This is a genomic window from Paenibacillus sp. J22FR21, from assembly GCF_056269135.1.
Genome location: NZ_JBWDNJ010000002.1, coordinates 377,855 through 398,124, shown reverse-complemented (window position 1 = coordinate 398,124; position 20,270 = coordinate 377,855). Strand labels below are relative to the sequence as shown.

The 20,270-nt window shown below is 50.9% G+C and carries 17 protein-coding genes and 2 tRNA genes; 5 read left to right on the top strand and 14 right to left on the bottom strand.

Translation table 11 applies throughout. The annotated features are described in order from the left end of the window. Positions 1-12: 12 nt before the first annotated feature. The 8 genes from AC0YNS_RS07595 to AC0YNS_RS07560 form a co-directional block, all read right to left on the bottom strand. Positions 13-900 carry a phytanoyl-CoA dioxygenase family protein gene (locus AC0YNS_RS07595; RefSeq protein ID WP_475780407.1) on the bottom strand — a complete coding sequence of 296 codons (888 nt, stop codon included), beginning with the start codon at positions 898-900 and terminating at the stop codon, positions 13-15. Positions 901-1,040: 140 nt separating this feature from the next. Next, entirely contained in the window at positions 1,041-1,280 is a 240-nt protein-coding gene (locus tag AC0YNS_RS07590) for a hypothetical protein (protein ID WP_475780406.1), read from the bottom strand. Between the two features lie 142 nt (positions 1,281-1,422). Then, positions 1,423-1,638 (bottom strand): hypothetical protein, encoded by a 216-nt coding sequence (locus AC0YNS_RS07585; RefSeq protein WP_475780405.1) that lies wholly within the window; start codon positions 1,636-1,638, stop codon positions 1,423-1,425. Positions 1,639-1,647: 9 nt separating this feature from the next. Then, entirely contained in the window at positions 1,648-3,057 is a 1,410-nt protein-coding gene (gene hydA / locus AC0YNS_RS07580) for a dihydropyrimidinase (RefSeq protein ID WP_475780404.1), read from the bottom strand. 5 nt (positions 3,058-3,062) lie between these two features. Beyond that, positions 3,063-4,340 (bottom strand): NAD-dependent dihydropyrimidine dehydrogenase subunit PreA, encoded by a 1,278-nt coding sequence (preA, locus tag AC0YNS_RS07575; protein ID WP_475780403.1) that lies wholly within the window; start codon positions 4,338-4,340, stop codon positions 3,063-3,065. A 26-nt stretch (positions 4,341-4,366) separates the two neighbouring features. Further along, positions 4,367-5,710, bottom strand: coding sequence for an NAD(P)-dependent oxidoreductase (locus tag AC0YNS_RS07570; protein ID WP_475780402.1), 1,344 nt, complete (start codon positions 5,708-5,710; stop codon positions 4,367-4,369). A 3-nt stretch (positions 5,711-5,713) separates the two neighbouring features. Next, entirely contained in the window at positions 5,714-6,991 is a 1,278-nt protein-coding gene (locus AC0YNS_RS07565; protein ID WP_475780401.1) for a M20 family metallo-hydrolase, read from the bottom strand. A gap of 22 nt (positions 6,992-7,013) precedes the next feature. Continuing rightward, entirely contained in the window at positions 7,014-8,390 is a 1,377-nt protein-coding gene (locus AC0YNS_RS07560; RefSeq protein ID WP_475780400.1) for an aminotransferase, read from the bottom strand. 147 nt (positions 8,391-8,537) lie between these two features. Between AC0YNS_RS07560 and AC0YNS_RS07555 the strand changes: the two genes are divergently transcribed. The 4 genes from AC0YNS_RS07555 (at position 8,538) to rbsK (ending at position 10,306) form a co-directional block, all read left to right on the top strand. After that, complete coding sequence (locus tag AC0YNS_RS07555) at positions 8,538-8,996, top strand: N-acetyltransferase (RefSeq protein ID WP_475780399.1); 459 nt, start codon at positions 8,538-8,540, stop codon at positions 8,994-8,996. A gap of 65 nt (positions 8,997-9,061) precedes the next feature. Further along, positions 9,062-9,137 (top strand) — tRNA-Thr (locus tag AC0YNS_RS07550). Between the two features lie 7 nt (positions 9,138-9,144). Beyond that, positions 9,145-9,221: transfer RNA gene (locus tag AC0YNS_RS07545), tRNA-Pro, on the top strand. 176 nt (positions 9,222-9,397) lie between these two features. After that, positions 9,398-10,306 (top strand): ribokinase, encoded by a 909-nt coding sequence (rbsK, locus tag AC0YNS_RS07540; RefSeq protein ID WP_475780398.1) that lies wholly within the window; start codon positions 9,398-9,400, stop codon positions 10,304-10,306. A 435-nt stretch (positions 10,307-10,741) separates the two neighbouring features. On the opposite strand, the gene AC0YNS_RS07535 is transcribed toward rbsK, so the two are convergent. From AC0YNS_RS07535 to AC0YNS_RS07520, 4 genes are all read right to left on the bottom strand, one after another. Next, positions 10,742-12,199 carry an amidase family protein gene (locus tag AC0YNS_RS07535; protein ID WP_475780397.1) on the bottom strand — a complete coding sequence of 486 codons (1,458 nt, stop codon included), beginning with the start codon at positions 12,197-12,199 and terminating at the stop codon, positions 10,742-10,744. A gap of 148 nt (positions 12,200-12,347) precedes the next feature. Next, positions 12,348-12,839, bottom strand: a complete 492-nt coding sequence (ilvN, locus tag AC0YNS_RS07530) for an acetolactate synthase small subunit (RefSeq protein ID WP_475780396.1) — start codon at positions 12,837-12,839, stop codon at positions 12,348-12,350. Further along, entirely contained in the window at positions 12,836-14,587 is a 1,752-nt protein-coding gene (gene ilvB / locus AC0YNS_RS07525) for a biosynthetic-type acetolactate synthase large subunit (RefSeq protein WP_475780395.1), read from the bottom strand. The genes ilvN and ilvB overlap by 4 nt, the downstream gene beginning before the upstream one ends. Positions 14,588-14,778: 191 nt before the next feature. Next, positions 14,779-16,170, bottom strand: coding sequence for a HEAT repeat domain-containing protein (locus AC0YNS_RS07520; protein ID WP_475780394.1), 1,392 nt, complete (start codon positions 16,168-16,170; stop codon positions 14,779-14,781). A 180-nt stretch (positions 16,171-16,350) separates the two neighbouring features. Here AC0YNS_RS07520 and AC0YNS_RS07515 point away from each other — a divergent pair, with 180 nt between their 5' ends. Next, positions 16,351-17,181 (top strand): helix-turn-helix domain-containing protein, encoded by an 831-nt coding sequence (locus AC0YNS_RS07515; RefSeq protein WP_475780393.1) that lies wholly within the window; start codon positions 16,351-16,353, stop codon positions 17,179-17,181. A 68-nt stretch (positions 17,182-17,249) separates the two neighbouring features. Here the strand turns inward: AC0YNS_RS07515 and AC0YNS_RS07510 are convergent, their stop codons facing one another. Beyond that, positions 17,250-18,920, bottom strand: a complete 1,671-nt coding sequence (locus AC0YNS_RS07510) for a hypothetical protein (protein ID WP_475780392.1) — start codon at positions 18,918-18,920, stop codon at positions 17,250-17,252. Positions 18,921-19,043: 123 nt separating this feature from the next. Next, positions 19,044-20,156 (bottom strand): hypothetical protein, encoded by a 1,113-nt coding sequence (locus tag AC0YNS_RS07505; RefSeq protein ID WP_475780391.1) that lies wholly within the window; start codon positions 20,154-20,156, stop codon positions 19,044-19,046. Positions 20,157-20,270 lie beyond the last annotated feature (114 nt).

Sequence of the window (20,270 nt, the reverse complement as noted above, 5' to 3'; positions counted from 1 at the left end):
CCCCCGTTTATTCTATACGCCCCATTTTGCTCTTGCATCCTCCATGCTGACCGTCGGGCCGGCATGCCAAGCATAATGGCCTTTGGGCTTGGCTCCGATCCAGCGCTCATCAACCGGCTCCGACTTGAGCTGATATCTCGTATCGGCACTGAATCGGTAACGGTTCGTTTGATTCGTTAATGAGCCGTGCATCGTATACATACCGAACAGAATCGCATCCCCAGCCCTAAACTCCGTAGTCGCCCACCGTCCGCCATATTTGTTAATCAGCTCGAGTGGATCAGATGAAAACCAGCCATCCACACGGTCTCGATCCACATCCATCTGTCCATACGTTTCCCGAATGCGATCAAAGTGCTGGGAGCCCAATAATATGGCCAGTCCGCCTAATTCATAAGGAATGTCATCAAGCGGTGTCCATAGCGTGTATAAGTTCTTCGTTCCGCGTCCCATATAGACAATGTCATAATGTGCCCCGGTAAATCCGCCTGTCTCGACAGCTCGCACCCATTTGTAATCATACGTGATACATTCGCCGCCCAGAAAACGTTCGAAGAACTGCATCGTCGAATCGCTGTTCACGACATCAAGCAGCTCCTGCGGTTGATTCTCACTGCCTTGGAAGCCTGCGGCTTTATTACTGTCATTGATGATCCCGTCTTCTAGCGGCATTCCCGGCATCAGCTTCCCTTGTTCATGAATTCGCTGCAGGAAGGCCAACCTTGCCTGCTGTACTTTGGATCGATTATGAAAATCCCTGATGAACAGATAGCCGTCTTCTTTCAGCCTTTCCCGCAGCTTGATCTCATCGTCAAGGATATCGTTTGATTCCCTCAGCTCCGTCAAATAAGGGCCATTCATCTCCAGCTCACATTCGCCGATTTTCACCTTTACTGTCATCTCAAGTTCCTCCCAAGATATCGTAATCTTTGCTTTTCCAACCTGTAAGCAAGCAATTCGGCACCGGAATGTATTTATTGAAACCGCTTTAAAATGTATGCAAAACTATGGAGTCAGTCAGTCTTGCGTAGAACGTGGTACTACTCTCGTTTGCTGTCCTTCTCGTTGCCATGTTTGAAATTACCCGTCACCTTCGCCATGACGAGCTGAATGGTTTTAACATCCTGGCCGCTGATTCGGGACAAGAACTTGTCGGCCTCTTTACCAGCTAACGACGTAACCTGCTTTCCTTTGAACGATATGAACACCTTATTGTCCTTCGTCACCCGATAGGTGAAAACTTCCTCATCAAGACGATTCCTCTTATCGATATTGCCCATTGCGATCACCTTCTCCAGCTATTCATGATTGCAAAAATTTCGTACGATTATTAATTCGATGGTCTGTTAATAAATTCCTTGAACAAAAGATTCACAATAAGAAAACGTCCCGGATTAATCCGAGACGCTGCGCAAGTTATTCTTATCCATTGTTCAGTAAGAGCGTGGACCAATATTTTCGCGCATTGGCATTTCGCAGGTGGAGCGTCGTAAGCTTGGCGTTCCCAGCCTCTCCAGGCGGTGCAAGCAGCAATTTGTCGCCGCTTAAATCCTCGATGACCCCTGCTATGCGATACCCCTGCTCCAAATATCCGTCAATTGCTGCCTTCTCGGCCAGAAATTCGCAGTGCTCCGACATTATGCCGACTCACCCTTTCTCGCTCGCGCGCTCGCTTCCGAACTTATTGCGCCGCAGATAGTGCCCGCTTCCCGGACTGCCAACAAACTGCTGATTGCGGATAATAAACTCCCCGCGGCTAAGAACAGAATTCGGGACGCCAGTTACAGCTACCCCTTCGAACGGATTGTAATCGACGTTCATATGATGCGTTTCGGCAGAAATAACACGCTTCACTGTAGGATCGAAAATGACGATGTCCGCATCGCTGCCGACGGCAAGCGTCCCTTTCTGAGGGAAGATGCCGAATAGCTTCGCAGCTCTGGTCGCTATAATGTCAACGAACTGATTGAGACTGAGTCTGCCTTTCTCGACTCCCTCGGAATACAGCAGGCTGAATCGGTCCTCGATGATCGGTCCTCCGTTTGGTATTTTGCTGAAATCGCCTAAGCCAAGCTCCTTCTGTCCGTTGAAATTAAAGGAACATTGATCGGAACCGACCGTCTGCAGCTGCCCGTTCTTCAGTGCATTCCATAATGCCGCTTGATGCTCCTTCGCGCGGAGCGGAGGCGACCAGACGTATTTCGCCCCTTCAAAATCCGGTTTCTCCAGGTACGAAACGTCGAGCAGCAAATATTGCGGGCAGGTCTCCCCCCACACACGCAGTCCATCTAGGCGCCCCTCTGCGATTTGCTTTACCGCTTCCTCACATGTGACATGCACGACGTACAGTTGCGAATCCGCTAATCCGGTCAACCGGACAGCTCGCCCCGTCGCCTCCCCCTCCAGCACGGAAGGGCGCGTCAATGCGTGATAGATCGGCTCTGTATGGCCTTGGGCTAACGCCTGACGGATCAAATAGTCGATGACATCGCCATTCTCTGCATGCACCATAACCAAGGCACCGTGCTCCTTCGCGCTGAGCAAAGTACGGTACAGAATGCCGTCATCGGCTTGAAGGACGTTTTTATAAGCCATAAACACTTTGAACGAGGTGATCCCTTCGTTGTTGATGATGGAAGGCAATTCCTCCAACACCTCATCCGTAATTTCACTGATCATGAGATGAAAGCCGTAATCAATGACAGCCTTCGCTTGCGCTTTCTCATGCCAACTGCGGATCGCGCTGCTGAGCGGCTTCCCTTTGTCTGTCAGGCAGAAATCGATAATCGTCGTCGTGCCGCCATATGCTGCTGCTATCGTGCCGGTCTCGAAATCATCCGCTGTAATCGTACCGCCGAAAGGCATATCCAGATGAGTATGGGGATCAACCCCGCCGGGAAACAGATAGCAGCCCGCAGCGTCGATAACCTCCGCCTGAGGCGCTAACCGAAGCAAGTCGCTGCCGATTGCCGTTATGAGCCCGTTCTCGATTAGCAAATCTGCGCGGCTGATATCTGCGGCGGTTACAATGGTCCCATTCGTGATAATTTTGGCCATTCTGCTCATGCCTCCTTTTGCTGCTTAAGCATCGCAATCGCCGCCTGACGCTCATTCCATGACATGGAAATGCCGGTTGCAGGCTGCTCGATCATTGCAATTGCACCTTCGACAGGACAGACAATCGCGCATAAATTACAGCCGACGCAGTCCTCTTCCCGCACCTTCAAGTAACTCCGTCCCGCGTCATCCGTTAATCGGTCGATGCATTGATGAGACGTATCCTCGCAAGCGATATAACATTTGTTGCAGGAGATGCATACTTCGGTATCAATCTTCGCCGTTACGGCATAGTTCAAATCCAGGTTTCCCCACTCGGTGTACCGCTCCACAGACCGACCGGTCAGCTCGCCGACACTCGCAATTCCTTTGCTGTCGAGGTAGTTGTTCAGTCCATCAATCATATCCTCGACGATTCGAAAGCCGTGATGCATCGCAGCCGTGCAGATCTGCACGCCGGTTGCACCCATCAGCATAAACTCGACCGCATCCCGCCAATCCGAGATGCCGCCAATGCCGGAGATCGGTACATCAATACGCGGATGCCTTGCGCATTCGGCTACCATGTTCAGCGCGATCGGCTTCACCGCAGGACCGCAATATCCGCCATGCGAACCCTTTCCGCCGACATGCGGAATCGTATTCCAAGTGTCAAGATCGACGCCTGCAAGCGAATTTATCGTGTTAATAAGCGAGATCGCATCCGCACAGCCTCTAACGGCAGCTAGCGCCGTTGCCGTAATATCGGTAATATTCGGCGTCAGTTTCACGATGACCGGCGTGCGTGCCGCTTCCTTCGCCCAGTAGGTTTGCTTCTCGACTAAGTCAGGCTGCTGACCAGACGCTGAGCCCATCCCCCGTTCGGCCATGCCATGCGGGCAGCCGAAATTCAGCTCCAGACCGTCGACGCCGACGGCCTCCACCTTCTTAACGATTTCATGCCATTTATCCCGCTTCGGCTCTACCATGAGCGATACGACCAGTGCCCGTTCGGGGAACAGCTTCTTCGTCTCTGCGATTTCCTTCAGGTTCACTTCAAGCGGACGATCCGTAATCAGCTCGATATTGTTGAAGCCTGCCACTCGTTGTCCGTTGAAATGAACGGCGGCAAACCGAGATGATGTGTTGATAATGGGATCGCCGAGCGTCTTCCACACAGCTCCGCCCCAGCCTGCTTCAAACGCACGCTGCACCTGATAGCCGGTATTCGTAGGCGGAGCGGAAGCAAGCCAGAACGGATTCGGTGATTCGATTCCAGCCAAATTAATGCGCAAATCAGCCATATGATCGCCCTGCCTCTCTTTGGAATTTAGACCTGGTCCGCCACAAGCCGGCGATAGATCGCATAAGCAGCAAGCTTCCCTTGCTGCGCAGCCGAGACGACCATCGCTTCGCCTTGCCCATCGCCGAAAATAATATCGCCTGCCGCATAGATTCGATCGTTCGAGGTTAAATAGGTAGCTGGATCGACCGTCACGATGCCGCGTTTATGCACGAGGCCAAACTGATCGACCAACGACGCATGTCTGGACTGTCCGATCGCTTTGACAATCGCATCTGCCTCGATAGTGAACTCACTGCCTGGTATCGCTACTGGCCGAGCCCTGCCGCCTTCCTCAGACGCCTCAAGCTTCATGCGAATACATGCGATCCCCTTCACACGACCCTGCTCATCGCCAATAATGCGAAGCGGCGCAGTCAGCCATCGAAAGGCAACACCGTCGCTCTTGGCAAACTCGTACTCAAACTCGTACGCCGTCATCTCTTGCTGTGAGCGACGATAACAGATCTCCACGCGAGATGCACCCATTCGCACGGAGCAGGTTGCCGCATCAATTGCGGTGTTGCCCGCTCCGATGACTACGACATTGCGGCCGCTCAGCTCTGCAGTGAGCGATACTTTGGTTAACTCAACCAGCTCGATCGCATCATATACGCCTGCAAGCTCTTCACCGGGAATGCCCAGCATCGGCACCTTCGACATGCCTGCGGACAGTAACACCGCATCATATCCGGCGAGCAACTCCTCAGCAGAGACGTCGCGACCGACTGCCGTGTTTGTGCGGATATCGACGCCTAACCGGCGCACTTGCTCGACCTCCCACAGAGCAATCGGCTGCGGCAGCCGGAACGACACGATTCCATATGTGTTTAGCCCGCCTGCCTGCTCCTTTGCTTCAAATACGGTCACCGCAAATCCGAACCGGGCCAGCTCCCGCGCAGCAGACAATCCTGCCGGCCCGCCTCCGACGACTGCAACGGAACGCCCGTTGCGGGCGCCGGCAGTGAATAACTGCTGCTCGTTCTTGATGGCCCAGTCCGTCGCATAACGCTGCAGGTCGCCGATCCGGATCGGTTTGGAGGAATGATTCAGCACGCATGCGCCTTCGCAGAGCTCTTCTGTCGGGCAAACGCGCGAGCAGCTGGCGCCAACGGGATTGGCGTCCATGATGGTGCGGGCCGAGCCGGTAAGGTTGCCGGTTGCTATTTTTTTGATGAAAGAGGGAATGTTGATGCCTGTCGGACATGCCTGTATGCAAGGTGCGTCGTAGCAATAAAGACAGCGGTTGGATTCTTCGACGGCTTCCTTCGGCCGCATCCCCGCCTTCACTTCGGCAAAATTTCGCTTTAACGCTTCAACCGAAATATACAAGGCTTATCCCCCTTCCTCTTCCCCATCGACTGAAGACATGCGCACAATCGTGCGATAAAGCAGCTCTACACCTAGCTCGATATCCTCCGGCGTGGAATATTCCAGCGGATTATGGCTAATTCCGTCCTTGCACCTTACAAAAATCATTCCATACTCACATACATGCGACATGGCAAGCGAATCATGGAACGGACCGCTCATCAGCTCAGGCGGCGTGTAATCAAGCAGCTGAGCTGCCTCTTCCCGCATCACTTGCTTGATTCGCTCTGCGCAATATCTCGCTTCACTGTTCGTATCTTCGCGCACCGTGTAGGTCAAACCATGCTCGCTCGCCGTTTCCTCCAGAATCCGCCACAGCTGCGACTCCCGCTCTCTACGGCGCTCCATATCGATATCCCGGAGATCAATCGTGAACGTTACTTTCTCCGGAATGATGTTGCGCGAGTTCGGGAATACGCGCAATGCGCCAACGGTCCCGACTGTCGGCGCCCCCGGCTCTGAGCGAGCCAGCGCATTCAGCGCCGTAATGACGCTGGCGGCCCCGACCAGAGCGTCTCTGCGCATCGGCATCGGCACGGAACCGGCATGTCCCGCAAAACCCGTCATCTCGATCGTCAGCCAGAGCGGACCGGAGATCCCGCTTACAATGCCGATCGGACGCCCCATTGCTTCCAGCACCGGTCCCTGCTCTATGTGCAGCTCTAGAAATGCCCCTACTGACCCTTCACGATAGCGGGCCGCTTCGAATCCATCCGGGTCGCCGCCGAAATCCAGCAATGCTTCGCGTCTTGTCACACCGGCAGCATCAGTCCGCTCAAGCTCCCCTTCCTCCAGCTTCCCGGTGATGCCCCGGACACCGAACAAACCCTTGTTGAACCGACAGCCTTCCTCATCGCAGAAGGCAGCTATTTCGATGGGCATTTCAGGCACAATACCTCGCTCCGTCATTGTCTGTACCGCCTCCAGCGCACCGAGCACGCCGATGACGCCATCGAATCGTCCGCCATAGGGCTGCGAGTCAATATGCGAACCGGCCATCAGCAGCGGTTTACCGGAATCGTTGCCTTCAAGCCGACCGAATAAATTGCCGAAAGCGTCGATTCGTGCCTGCAAACCGGCTTCTTCCATCCATCGTTTGACTAGCAGCACGCCTTGCAAATCCTCTTGCGACAGCGCGAGCCGGCATACGCCGGTATCGCCAAGCTTGCCGATTTGTGCCAATTCATCGATTCTGCGATGCAGTCTCTCTCTGTTGATCGCCAAGCTCCCGGATGCTGTCATGCTCCTTCGACTCCTTTCTTGTTCAACCGGCTGGTTGAGTAGTTGCTAAAGCCCCGATTGCCGCGATTACGGTTCCTGCTATAAATTCAAGCTCTTCATCCGAAGTAATAAGCGGCGGGCAGAGCGTAATAATGTTGTTGAAGCCCGGAACGGTGTCGCCGTTCTTCCCAACGAGCAAACCGCGGCGCCTGCATTCTCCGATGACGCTGAGCACCTTGTCTGCAGTTGCCGGGAGCTTCGACGCTTGATCCTCCACAAGCTCAATCCCACATGCTGAGCCGAACAATCTTATGTCGCCGACGTTTGGATGCGTTCGCAGGACTTGAAGGCGCTGACCGAGCTCTTGCCCCAAATAGGCCGACCGTTCCACCAACCGTTCCTCTTCCAGAATCGCCAAGTTCGCCAGCGCAACCGCGCACGATACTTGATTGCCTCCAAATGTATTCACATGCCGGAAGTGGCTGTTCGCTTCCTTCGTCTTAAAGCTGTCGTACAAGCTCGCACGCACAGCCGTAGCCGAGAGAGGTGAATACCCGCTGGTCAGTCCTTTCGCCATCGTTACGATGTCCGGCACTACGCCGTAATTGTGATGACCAAATCGCTCACCCGATCGGCCGAATCCACAGATGACCTCATCCATGATGAGCAGTACGCCATACTTATCACAAATCTCGCGTACCTTCGGCAAATATTCAGGCGGAGGCACGATCATGCCGCCACCGGTAATGACCGGCTCCATAATGACGCCTGCGACGGAATCCGCGCCTTCCCAATTAATCGCGTCCTCGATCGCTTCTGCACATTCCAGCTTGCAGCTGCCTTGGGTTTGTCCAAACGGGCAGCGATAGCAATATGGCGGCGGCACATGCTCGAAACCTGCACCAAGCGGCTCGTACTTCAGCTTGCGCTGCGCTTGGCCGGTTGCGCTTAGAGCACCGAAGGAGCTTCCGTGGTAGGCACGATGCCTGGCAATAAACTTATGGCGGGTCGGCTCCCCATTTTGATGAAAATGCTGCCTAGCAATCTTGAAAGCTACTTCGTTCGCGTCCGAGCCGGAATTAGAATAGAAAATACGATAATCGCTGCCCAGCCATTCGTTGATCTTCTCCGCCAGCTCAATTGCCGGAACATGAGACTGCATCATAGGCGAGTATGCAATCGTCTTCATTTGCTCATAAGCAGCCCGCGCAATCGACTCTCTGCCATGACCGACATTCACGCACCAGAGTCCCGACATGCCGTCGAAATACCTTTTGCCCTCCGCATCCGTTATCCAGCAGCCATCCCCGGAAACAAAAATCAGCGGGTTGTCATTATGAGGCGAAATATGATGCCATACGTACTTCCGATCCTTCGAAAGCAGCTCCTCCGTGCCGGATACCGATTGATCGCCGCTCATTTCCCCACCCCTTCATCCATCTCAATCTACTTCTTAGTTCAGTTTATTCGGCCTCTTTCGTCGATATGGCAATTGGTTGTCATTTCTTATTCGGATGGACAATAATATGTACATACAGGTATGCTCATCCAAACCGGGAGGTCACTGATGATGATCGAAAACTGCATTCAAAGGCAGATGGAGCTCATTTCAAACGACAATTGTTACGTACACCGGATTGTGCAAACGCGGCAAGGCGATTCCGCCATTCTGTACTCCCCGAATAAGGGCTTTGATATCCATGCGAGAATTGTGTTTGCATCAGGTATTGCGACCAAACGTCATCGGAATGACCTCAGTATGTACATCACTTCTATTGAAGGTCAGTGCGCTTGGAATCTCCAATACATTCGCATTCTGGGGGAGAAAATCAATCAAGGCTACGGCTCATTAATGATGGAACAGTTATTAACGCGGGCTGCGGAGGAGAATATTCGTCATATCGAGGGACGTATGCAGGCTGCCGAACATAAGGAGCATCTGGAGAGGCTCCGTCATTTCTACACCAAGTTCGGCTTCACGATCGATGAGCAGAATCGAATTCATTGGACTAATAAAAATTTTTAAAATGGGACTTGCATAAATTATTTTCTCTGTGGTAAGATACGTCTTGTGTTTCGGTAAAAACGCGCGCCGGTGTAGCTCAGTTGGTAGAGCAACTGACTTGTAATCAGTAGGTCGGGGGTTCGAATCCTCTCGCCGGCACCACTTACCGCGGGACGTAGCTCAGCTTGGTAGAGCACCTGGTTTGGGACCAGGGGGTCGCATGTTCAAATCGTGTCGTCCCGACCATATATACATAATGTATCATAGAATAGAGTCATAGAAGAGAACCTTGAGCGCTAAGCTCAAGGTTTTTTTTATTGTTTGAATATCACTACGACGCATTGACGCTTCAATTTAGCACATGCTATATTCAGGAAATGATAGAAACGCTTACATCAGCTTCGCAGGAAAGGATGACCATTGTGGCAAAGCAGCCCAAGATATCGGTAGCAGGAAGCTTGAATATGGACCTCGTTCTGAAAATGCAGCGGATGCCGAAGGTTGGCGAAACCGTGCAAGGCGATGAAATCCACTACATTTCCGGGGGAAAAGGCGCTAACCAGGCCGTCGGTTGTGCACGGCTCGGCGCAGAGGTTAAGATGATCGGTGCCGTTGGCGAGGATGCCTTCGGATCGGAAATTATGGAACGGATGCGGAATTTCGGTGTGCATACGGAAGCCATCTCCGTGCTTGAAGGTGCTTCGACAGGCACGGCGACCATCATGCACACGTCAGAGGATAATTGCATCGTCATCGTGCCTGGCGCAAACGGGCACAATAGCGCTGAAAGCATCAAGGCGCATGCTGAGCTGATCCAACAATCGGATATGCTCATCGTTCAGTTGGAAATCCCGATGCCTGCTGTAGAGACCGCGCTTCGGATTGCACGTGAAGCCGGCGTGCGCACGGTTCTGAACCCGGCCCCTGCCCTTCCGCTTACGGAAGCGCAAATTGCGCTGGCGGATTATTTTACGCCGAACGAGACTGAGTTTGAGTTGTATTGCGGTGTGTCGATCACTTCGGAGGAGCAGCTGTTCGAACGAATGACCGACTGGCAGAAACGGTATCCGCACCAAACCTTGATTGTCACACGCGGTAAACATGGCATTTCATGCGCCACTGCTGATGGCATCGTCACCGTGGCTGCCCCAATTGTGAAAGTCGTAGACACGACCGGTGCCGGAGATTCGTTTAATGCAGCGCTCTGCTTCGGCATCGCAAGCGGCTGGCCACTTGACCAGACGCTGCCGCTGGCTGTCAAAGCAGCCTCCTATTCCGTAACCGTATTCGGCGCGCAGGACGGCATGCCGACACTGCAGAACTTGAGTTAGTTTGTTTGATGAAAAGGAGCTGAGCGGCTTAGGTGCGCTTAGCTCCTTTTTGGCATCATGAAGACTAGCGTTACACAAGCTAATGTAGACCTCTAGGTACGCTACTTTCTCCCATTTTCCAGACTTCCTGCTAATGTAGACCTCTAGGTACGCTACTTTCTCCTATTTTCCTGACTTCCTGCTAATGTAGACCTCTGGGTACGCTACTTACCGCTCATGTGCGGTTCCCGGTACCTCTCATTTGCTCCATTCCACCTTTCTTCGCTCATGTGCGGTTCCCAGTACCTCTCTTAGCTCCAAACCTCCATTTTCTCACTTATGAGCGGTACCCAGTACCTCTCTTTCGCGCGGCTCCCCCATCATCTGCTACAACGCAAAGAGAGACCTTCTCAAAAGTCGCTTTGCGAACGTTTGAGACAGTCCCTCTCCTAAACCCTATATATAACTTTTCAATGAAGGCGCCTTTCGCACCTTGCTGCGCTGCTCATAAGCATAAGCCAATTGAATCAGCCGCGGTTCGCTATAAGCCTTGCCTGAGAATGTAACGCCGAACGGGACGCCGGCTGAGGTGTAGCCAGCCGGGACAATTATGGATGGATACCCTGCCCGGGCCGTTATGCGTGAGCCAAAGTCCGCCGGGAACAACAAGGCGTCCAATCGATGTTCCCTCATAACGGCATCGATGCCTTCAACCTGGCATAGCCGGAGATCCGTTAGTCGATCCCTTAAATACTGTGTCTCCGTTAGTGTGCCGGAAGTGTTTTTTTCAGCGAGCAGCAGTAAGGATTGGCCGTATTTCAACGTTTCCTCGGGATGCGCTTCATTGAACCCGATGATCTCCGCCAAGGAGCGGACCGGTGCGTTCGAGGGCAGCGCGGACAGATACGCATGAAGTGAGCCTTTGAACTCATTCAAGATGACTGAGGAATAGGCAATTTCCCTAGCTGTCGGAATATTGGCTGGATCAATAATTTCGGCACCGAGCTCACGCATCGTTCTAAGCGCTTGGTCGAAGATGTCCAACTGCTCCGGCGTTAACTCTTCAAAATAATAATCGCGCGGAACACCGATGCGAGCCCCTTCCAATCCGCCTAACTCAAGAAACTGTGCGTAGTCCGTCTGACGCTTCCCTAAACTGCTGCCCATGGCCGGATCTGCCTCATCCACCTGCACCAACGCATCGAGCAGCAAAACAGCATCCGTAACGGTTCGTGCCATCGGGCCTGCCGTGTCCTGGCTATTGGAAAGCGGGAGAATACCTGAGCGGCTAACAAGTCCAACCGTCGGCTTGATGCCAACGGTAGAACTCAAATTGGCCGGATTAATAATGGAGCCGGATGTTTCCGTGCCGATTGCCGCCATGCAGAAATTACAAGAAACAGCAACCCCTGAGCCTGAGCTTGATCCACCGGTAGGCGTCGAAATATTATAAGCATTTAGTACTTGTCCACCTCGGGAGCTGTATCCGGAGGGCATGCCTTCTGTCATAAAATTCGCAAACTCAGTCATATTCGCTTTGCCCAGAATGACTGCCCCCGCTTCACGAAGCTGCTTTACAATGAAAGCATCTTCACCGGCATAGAGGCTTGCAAGTGCGAGTGAGCCTGCGCTTGTGTGCATTTTGTCACCGGTGTTAATGTTGTCCTTCAGCAGGATCGGAATGCCGTGCAGCGGACCTCTAGCCCCGCGATTCGCTCGCTCGGCGTCAAGTGCATCCGCGATAAACAAGGCATCGGGATTCAGCTCAAGCACAGAATTAATAGTGAGGCCATTCTTGTCATGATCAGCAATGCGCTCCATGTAGATCAGAACTAACTCTCTGGATGTGATTTCACCGTTTTCCATCGCAGCCTGCATATCAGCTATGGTGGCTTCTTCGATTACAATGCTCATCTTCTTCCCCTCCGGCTATGGATAAACGTCACTCACACACAATCTAGTTCTATTGTACATGATCGCTATAAACTTTGTGGGAAGAAAAAGAGCCTAGATTCGGTAGTAGTGTACCGCATCTAGGCTACATGTCTTTGATTGTCTCGTATCACTCGTGATTACACTCTCCACGATTCATAGCCGTCACTCCAGTACGGGTCAGCTCCAAGATTTCATACGGTTTCAGCAGCTCGATTAAAGAAGCTATTTTATCTTGTTCGCCAACAACTTGAACAATTAGACTCTCTACTCCAATATCGACAATCGAAGCACGAAAGGATTCAACAATACTAATAATCTGCGGTTTCACTTTGGACAGTGCGCTTACTTTGATAAGTGCAAGCTCGCGATCAACCAGCGGATTAGCAGTTAAGTCATCAATTTGAATAACATCAATAAGTTTATTAAGCTGTTTGTTCACTTGGTCGAGCATTTTATCATCGCCGGATGTCAAAATAATCATACGAGATAATCCTGCTTCTTCTGATTGTCCTACCGTTATACTGTCAATGTTGAAGCCTCGGCGTCCGAATAATCCGGCAACTCGCTGTAAAACACCTGGATGGTTGTTTACCAGAACAGAAATCGTGTGACGTTTCATGATTCATCCCCCATAATCATGTCATCGATCGTGGAACCGGGGGTAACCATCGGAAAGACATTCTCATCTTGACTGATAACAAAATCGATTAGAACAGGTCCCGGTGTTTCCAAAGCTTCGTTCCATACTCGATGAGCCTCTTCTTGATTGGATGCCCTGAGCCCTTTAACGCCGTAGGCTTCTGCCAATTTCACGAAATCCGGACTGCCAGAGAGATCCATATGACTAAAGCGATTGTCATAAATAATTTCTTGCCATTGCCGGATCATCCCGAGGACCTGATTATTCAGAATGACGATCTTCACAGGAATGTTATGAGCCGCGCAAACCGCAAGCTCTTGTGCACACATCTGAAACCCGCCGTCACCATTGACGGAAACTACAACTCGGTCCGGGACACCTACCTGTGCCCCAATCGCAGACGGTAAACCAAAGCCCATCGTGCCAAGTCCACCTGAGGTAATTAACGAACGCGGGTGCTTAAACTGATAAAATTGAGCAGCCCACATTTGATGCTGGCCTACGTCCGTTGTGACGACTGCTTCACCATTGGTCGTTTCGCTGATCATTTCAATGACGAATTGTGGTTTTAGCGTGATTTCGGAATTCGTGTAACGAAGTGGATACTTATTTTTGTTTGCTTGAATTTCTGACAGCCATGCTTCTGATTGGCTGGGCTTGGCATGATGAAGATTCGCCTGTTGAAGTACGGATTTCACATCGCCGATACAAGGAATGGCCGTTTCAACGATTTTTCCAATTTCCGCCGGATCGATATCGATATGTGCGATCGTTCTCGCCTTAGGAGCAAATCCGCTGGTTTTCATCGTTACTCTGTCATCAAAACGTGCTCCAATACTGATGAGAAGATCGCAATTTTGTAACGCTCTATTGGCTGTGTAAGTTCCGTGCATGCCGGGCATACCCATCCATAATTCATGCGCACTCGGAAATCCGCCTAAACCAAGCAATGTCGTCGTAACGGGGATCCGGGTTTTCTCGACAAATTCAAGTAAATCCTTGGCTGCATCGGAATAGATAACGCCGCCGCCGGCCAGAATGACAGGACGTTCGGCTTCTCCGATTGCGACAAGCAACTTCTCGATTTGCGTCATATTCGGTTGAATGTCCGGACGATATCCCCTGACCTCAGGCTTATCTGTCGTCGGATGTTGATAGTTCATCATTTGACTGGATACATCCTTTGGAATATCGATCACAACAGGGCCTTTTCGTCCAGTGGAAGCAATGTAGAAGGCCTCATGAATAACCTTGGGCAGTTCATTGACATCATGAACTAAATAGTTATGCTTCGAGATTGGCAATGTAATGCCTGTGATATCCGCTTCCTGAAATGCATCCGTACCCAGTAGAGCTGTCGAGACGTTGCCAGTAATAATAACCAGTGGAACAGAGTCCATATTAGCAGTAGCAATCCCCGTAACCAGATTAGTTGCCCCAGGTCCCGAAGTTGCAAAACAAACCCCAACTTTACCCGTTGCACGCGCATAGCCGTCTGCAGCATGGATCGCCCCTTGTTCATGACGAGATAAAATATGCTTAAACTGCGGCATCTCATGAAAAGCGTCATAAATGTTTAGGACACTTCCTCCCGGGATTCCAAACACGCACTCCACACCTTCAAGCAGTAAACTTCGGATAAGAGCCTCTGAACCGGTAACCCTATCGTTCTTTGTGAGATTATTCATCCATTCATGAGTCGATTGCTGGATCTCTATAGGTTTCATTTATTTATCCTCCCATCGAAGCTGCAGTGTTACCACCCGAAGCCGTTATTGCTCCTGTTGCCCCATTCTATGAGATTCAAAATAATAGATCAATATCGTTGTTTCTATGCAAATGATAGATAATATCTATCGTTCATTTGAATGACAACAAAAAATCCCTCCGAAGAGGGATTCTCAATTGTTATTTGTGTTTAGAACGTGCTCGCAGGCGTTGTATCCGAGCACCAGCGTGTATTGAACAGCTCTTGAATCAACACTTCATGCGCTTCCGGCGTGCCGATATAGCGCAGCGCTTCAAGTGCGTGGCCGCGGACATAACGGTTCTCGTGTGCCAGCTGCTCTGCCAATGCCGGAACAGCATCTGCAGCGTCTTTGCCGATTCGAACAAGCGACAGACCTGCTGTGAAGCGAACTTGCGTATCCTCGTCCTGCAAGCCTTTGATCAGAGCGGGAACGACTAGCTTTGCATTCGCGCTGATCATACCGAGGGCGTCAACTGCAGTGCGTCTTATTTTCGCGGACGGGTGATCCAGTTGAGCCGCTACGTGAGAAACAGCTCGATCTGCGTAACCTCTTAGCTCCGACAAAGCGAAGATGGCATGGTTAACGACATCTTCATTCTCAGCGCGAAGCGCTTGAAGCAATCCTTCAACAGCTTCCTCGCCGGCTACGGACAATCCGTAAGAAGCGATACGGGATACTTTCTTCTCCAGCTCAAGTGCGCCTAGCAAGGCTTGAACGCCTGCTTCGCCTCTTGTCGCAAGCTCGTAGGCGGCATTCAAAGCATCCTGCTCTTCGCTTCCGTTCAAACGAGTTGAAAGGCTGGCAATTTCTGCAGCATCAGCTGGCTTCGTGCCCGCAAGCGCCGCAGTATTGCCGGACATCCAGTTCCAAACCTCTTCGGCAATCGGATTGTTGCTCTCATCTCCTGCAACAGCAGCCCAGGACTGCTCTTGATTGTCCCAAGTCGGCGATTGCGGAGCTTCCGTACGCATGAATTCGAATTTCAGCATGAAGCGCGGCTTGCCGATCAAGTTCGGAGTCGAACGATGCCAAATATCATAGTGGATCAGCGCAAATGTCCCCGCTTCTCCGTTTGCAGTCGCTTCCTCTGCCGTTTCATCCGAAGCAAAGGTGCGGCTGTCTTGATATTGCGTGCCAGGCATAACACCTGTTGGCCCAAGCTCAATAGGCGTATCTTGCGGGAAGTACATAATCATTGCCCACCATGGGTGATGATTGCGCAACCGGTTGTAGCCCCAGTAGCTGTCTTTGTGCCAGCCGCCCGGCTTCGGTACGGAGTTGTAATGTCCGTGTCTGTGCGTATGGAGCAAATAATTCGGGCCAAGCACGCTGGTCAACGCCCCGGTGATAACCGGGTTCTCAAATACGCGCTGCAAGTCGCGAATCCGCGGCAAAATGTTGTTGCCCGGGTTGCCTTCGGTATCATAAATACTATTGAGCTGCTCTACTAAACGCTCGTGAAATTCACGCGGGAAATCTGTTTTTAGAATAAGAAAGCCATCTGTAATAAACGATTTGACTTGTTCATCAGTCAACAAAAGGGGTTGCGCAGTCGTCATTTCTGTTGAGCCTCCTATAGGATTACTTCTTCAACTTGATTATAGGAGGATGCTGCCACCGATGTAATGGCTAGAAATAAGAATGAAGGTGCTAAAACTAAGATTGCGGTTTCATGAACCCTCGAAATGCTCTATGATAAGAGAAAATCATTCAAATGCCTTATAGCCGGGAGAATTCCAATGACGATATTACGTGCAGATCACGCCTTAACCGATCTCTTACGCGCACTTCAAATCGACGTCATCACCGCTCACAAAACACAGGTGACCACCGAGTGGGTCGATATGGACTACGTGCCCGAATATAATAAGTTCTATTATATTGTGGAAGGAGAAGGCTGGCTGAAGGTGGACAATCAGGAGATGCTGCCATCCCCTGGCGAGATCTGCTTGATGCCTGCTTTCACGAAACAATCCTATTCCGTTCTTAATGGGAAGAAGCCGTTCCTCAAATATTGGTGCCACTTCACGGCTTCAATCGGTCCCTTTGACTTATTCCAATGGATCGGCGTTCCGCTGTACATTGGCATTGCCGATCAAGAAGAAATGACCGCCTTGTTCAAGCTGCTGGTCAGCCTGCGGCAAAGCGATTCCGTCATCTCACGGCTGCGTGAGAAGTCGATTATGCTGGAGATTATTGCGCGGTATTTGGAGCATGTGCCGATTACGATTTTGCAGCATCGCTCGGAGGATCTGAAGCGAATTCAGTTCATCCAGGAATATATCGACAGCCATATGGCCGGTCATTTGCGCATCGAGGATATGGCGAAGGCGGCTCATTTGCATCCGAATTATTTTATCGCCTATTTCAAGAAGCATTTCGGAGTGCCGCCGCTTAAATACGTCAGTCGCAAACGAGTGGATAAAGCAAAGATCCTACTGACGAGCACGACACAGAGCATCAAGGAAATTGCGGATCAGATCGGTTTTAAGGAAACGAACCATTTCGCTAAATTCTTTCGCAAAGAAACCGGGCAAAGCCCGACGGAATATCGCACACTCCATACGTAGAATACAGCAAAAGGCGTTCCCCTGCAGATTAATAGCTGCAGGTAGGAGCGCCTTTGTCGTTGCATAAGCTACAAATTCTTCATCGTCGACACCATGACCTCGCCCGTCAGCCATCTGCGCATGAGCAGCAGGATCAACAACGACGGGAGCGATATGATGGCGCCGGCGAGCAGCAGGTCAGCCTGCGAATATACAGGTCCCGCATCACCGATCTCATTCATCGCGTTAACGAACGTCATGAGCGGCGGAAACGTCTGCGGATTCGTCAAGTGGACGAAAGCCTGCGTGAACGAGCTCCACAGCATAACGAAATGAAGAGCTCCCAGCGCGAGAAGCGGCTTCCAGATGGAAAGTATGTAAACGTTGAAGAAGATAAATGTCTCTCCTCGACCCGCCGCGGCTGCCTCTTCCCTGCGATTGCCGAATTTACGGTTAAAGATGCTCTTCAAGATGAAGATAGGCAGAATCGAGTAGAACCCCGTGAAAAACAGCGGGAATATCGTATTGCTCATATGTAAGTCCCGATAAAACAAATATTCATGAAACGTTGAGCTGCTAATAGTCAGCAATGCCAGCAGCATGAGCTTATACAGCCCCCTTCCCGGCAAATCCGTGACGGTTAGCGGGAAAGCAAGCGCCGCCGTAATGATCATGAAGACGGTGACCGCAACCAAGTCCATGACCATATACAGCACATAGCGATAAGGACTTAGCAAATGATCTGGCACGGAGCCGGACAATTGATGCATAAATGGATAAATGAAGAGCAAGTACAGCAGGATGAATACGGCTGAAGAAAGTACGATACTGATCAGGATGCCGGCGGTATTTTTCCCTTTGCCGGTTGATTGGATAGCAGCAGCACCGCTAGCTGAAGGAAACAACTCACGCGCGAACAGACCTCTAATGAGAAAGTATGCAAGCAGGGAGCAACTAAATTGAACGACAAACTGAAATAGGGCTAGCGGTCCGGCCAGATTGTATTCGGCATTCATAAACACCGTTCGGAAACCAAAGCTATCCAGTGTATCCCCTGTCTCCATTACCAGCGGATTGACCAGCAATCGCTGCAGCTCCGAATCCATCGTCAGAAGCGATCCCAGCTGCATAAGCATGAATGCCGTAACAGCCTTCATTGCAGGGATGACGTTGCGGTGCAAATAGCTGCTGCGAGCTCGAATGCTTCCGTTGTCCATTGCCGCTTGTCTTGCACCTATCGCCGTAAGAGCGATCAGAATGGGAATGCCGCAGGTTTTGAACACTTCTACAAGAACGAGTGTCATTGGAAACAGCTCCGAATGTGCGAGCGGCATCGATTGGATACCGAACGGAGACTGGCTCTGCGATAGAGTAAGCATCGTAATATAGACGATAATTGCCGATGGAATGAAGTAAGGGATCAGGAACAAGGTGGTTAATCCGCCTCTAAGCCTGCGGAACCCTATGCCGCTAAGCGCGAGAGCTGCACCGAGCGCGAAGATGCCGCCGACTGCCGTATATGCAAGCTTCATCGATAACGTGTTGCTTAGTACGGACGTAAACGCAGGCAGATTAAACAGGTTACGGAAATTCTCCAACCCTACCCAGTCGCTGCCGTATAACCCTTTAAAGATGACAAAATTGACAAATGAACCGTACAGCATCATGAAGAATGGAATTCCTTTGAAAATCAACCAAAGCAGTAATGGCGGGATGACGAGTAAATAATGCATCCGGTACTTCCAAATCCGTTGCAGCATTGCAGTAACTTCCTCCTAATGGATATTCATCCGTGTTCTTCCTCTCTTCTATTCGACAAAAAAGAGGATTGTCCCTCCGTCACCTTCCGGCGACTTCAGAACAACCCTCTTCATTATTACTTACTATCTACGAATACGGTTACCGAAGTATTCTTTGGAATCGGAGCTGAACCCTAGTGTTAGCGGCCCTAGCAGCGCGTCATCGTCTGTTTTATAAGTAACAAGAACTACGTTGCCTTTCTTAGCTACATAATCCTCGTATGCTTTCTTCTTGTCATCTTGTGGGAAGAGTGCTGCATCAGAAGCAGGTACGATTGTAACTTCTGCTTCGTCTTTCTTCGTTACCACATGTTTCTTCTGATCATCGGAAAGCTGTTTCCAAGCAAGCTCACGATATTCAGTTACTTGTGCCGGGGATAGCGCAGCAGATTGCTCTGTCACTACCAGGAATTGAAGCGGGCTGATTGGCGGAAGGCTCTTCGTCATCGCAGGACCATAGTAAGCGCGAACTTTCATGCCAGCTTTCAAAGCCGACCATTCAATCGGTTGACGCTCGGTATCACGGATCGTTGTTTCTTTACCGGAATTAAGAACCAGTGTAGTTTCTTTGGCGTCGCCGAATTTCACTTGCCAGCCTTCGCTTGTTTTCTCGACGGATTGAATGACATCTTCTTTAACCAAGCGTTCAGTACCAACTACAACCTTCACGGCATGCGATTGACCTGGGTAGCTCATTGCAACGATTGGGCCGTATTCAGCCGTAAGCTCGAAGCCTGCTTTCAAATCTTTAGCAGCAAACGGCTTGCCTTCTTGATTCGTAAGTACGGTTTCTTTATCGACAGTCAATACGATCCAGTTGTTTTGGCCTCTGCCAACTACACTGATCTGTACGGAACCATCTTGAGTAGGACGAACATCTTCGATAATGCCGGACACATTAATCAAATTCGACTCGCCTTCCTCCGGTTGATTTTTGGAAGTAAGTTCAAGAACTTTCGTTTTTGCGTTATAGTGCAGCTCGTAACCAAGCGCTGCCGCTTCGCCGCGTGCTGGGAGATAGGCTTGGCCATTAATAAATACCGGCTCCAAGGAAGTTGCTTTACCGTCTACAGTAACATCAATGTCACCGCGGAGGAATCCATTTACTTTCTTCATAAAACCGGATGCTTCTACTGCTGCTGTTGTGCCAAGTAGCCCCGCAATCGTTGCTACAATGATGAGTTTCTTCTTGTTCATTATTTCGTTCTCCCTTCGCGTTCTGTTCTAGTGGTTGTAGGCCTACATGATCTCCAGACGCGCCTACCTACAGAAAGGTTGCAATAAAAAATAAAAAAACGATCTGGACGCTAT

Bases quoted from the DNA above. Each gene is read 5' to 3' on its own strand.
- AC0YNS_RS07515 (WP_475780393.1), top strand. From the start codon at position 16,351: ATGACGATATTACGTGCAGATCACGCCTTAACCGATCTCTTACGCGCA.
- AC0YNS_RS07595 (WP_475780407.1), bottom strand. From the start codon at position 900: ATGACAGTAAAGGTGAAAATCGGCGAATGTGAGCTGGAGATGAATGGC.
- AC0YNS_RS07520 (WP_475780394.1), bottom strand. From the start codon at position 16,170: ATGACGACTGCGCAACCCCTTTTGTTGACTGATGAACAAGTCAAATCG.
- hydA (WP_475780404.1), bottom strand. From the start codon at position 3,057: ATGGCCAAAATTATCACGAATGGGACCATTGTAACCGCCGCAGATATC.
- AC0YNS_RS07565 (WP_475780401.1), bottom strand. From the start codon at position 6,991: ATGACAGCATCCGGGAGCTTGGCGATCAACAGAGAGAGACTGCATCGC.
- AC0YNS_RS07510 (WP_475780392.1), bottom strand. From the start codon at position 18,920: ATGCTGCAACGGATTTGGAAGTACCGGATGCATTATTTACTCGTCATC.
- AC0YNS_RS07505 (WP_475780391.1), bottom strand. From the start codon at position 20,156: ATGAACAAGAAGAAACTCATCATTGTAGCAACGATTGCGGGGCTACTT.
- ilvN (WP_475780396.1), bottom strand. From the start codon at position 12,839: ATGAAACGTCACACGATTTCTGTTCTGGTAAACAACCATCCAGGTGTT.
- preA (WP_475780403.1), bottom strand. From the start codon at position 4,340: ATGGCTGATTTGCGCATTAATTTGGCTGGAATCGAATCACCGAATCCG.
- AC0YNS_RS07560 (WP_475780400.1), bottom strand. From the start codon at position 8,390: ATGAGCGGCGATCAATCGGTATCCGGCACGGAGGAGCTGCTTTCGAAG.
- ilvB (WP_475780395.1), bottom strand. From the start codon at position 14,587: ATGAAACCTATAGAGATCCAGCAATCGACTCATGAATGGATGAATAAT.
- AC0YNS_RS07555 (WP_475780399.1), top strand. From the start codon at position 8,538: ATGATGATCGAAAACTGCATTCAAAGGCAGATGGAGCTCATTTCAAAC.
- AC0YNS_RS07535 (WP_475780397.1), bottom strand. From the start codon at position 12,199: ATGAGCATTGTAATCGAAGAAGCCACCATAGCTGATATGCAGGCTGCG.
- AC0YNS_RS07590 (WP_475780406.1), bottom strand. From the start codon at position 1,280: ATGGGCAATATCGATAAGAGGAATCGTCTTGATGAGGAAGTTTTCACC.
- AC0YNS_RS07585 (WP_475780405.1), bottom strand. From the start codon at position 1,638: ATGTCGGAGCACTGCGAATTTCTGGCCGAGAAGGCAGCAATTGACGGA.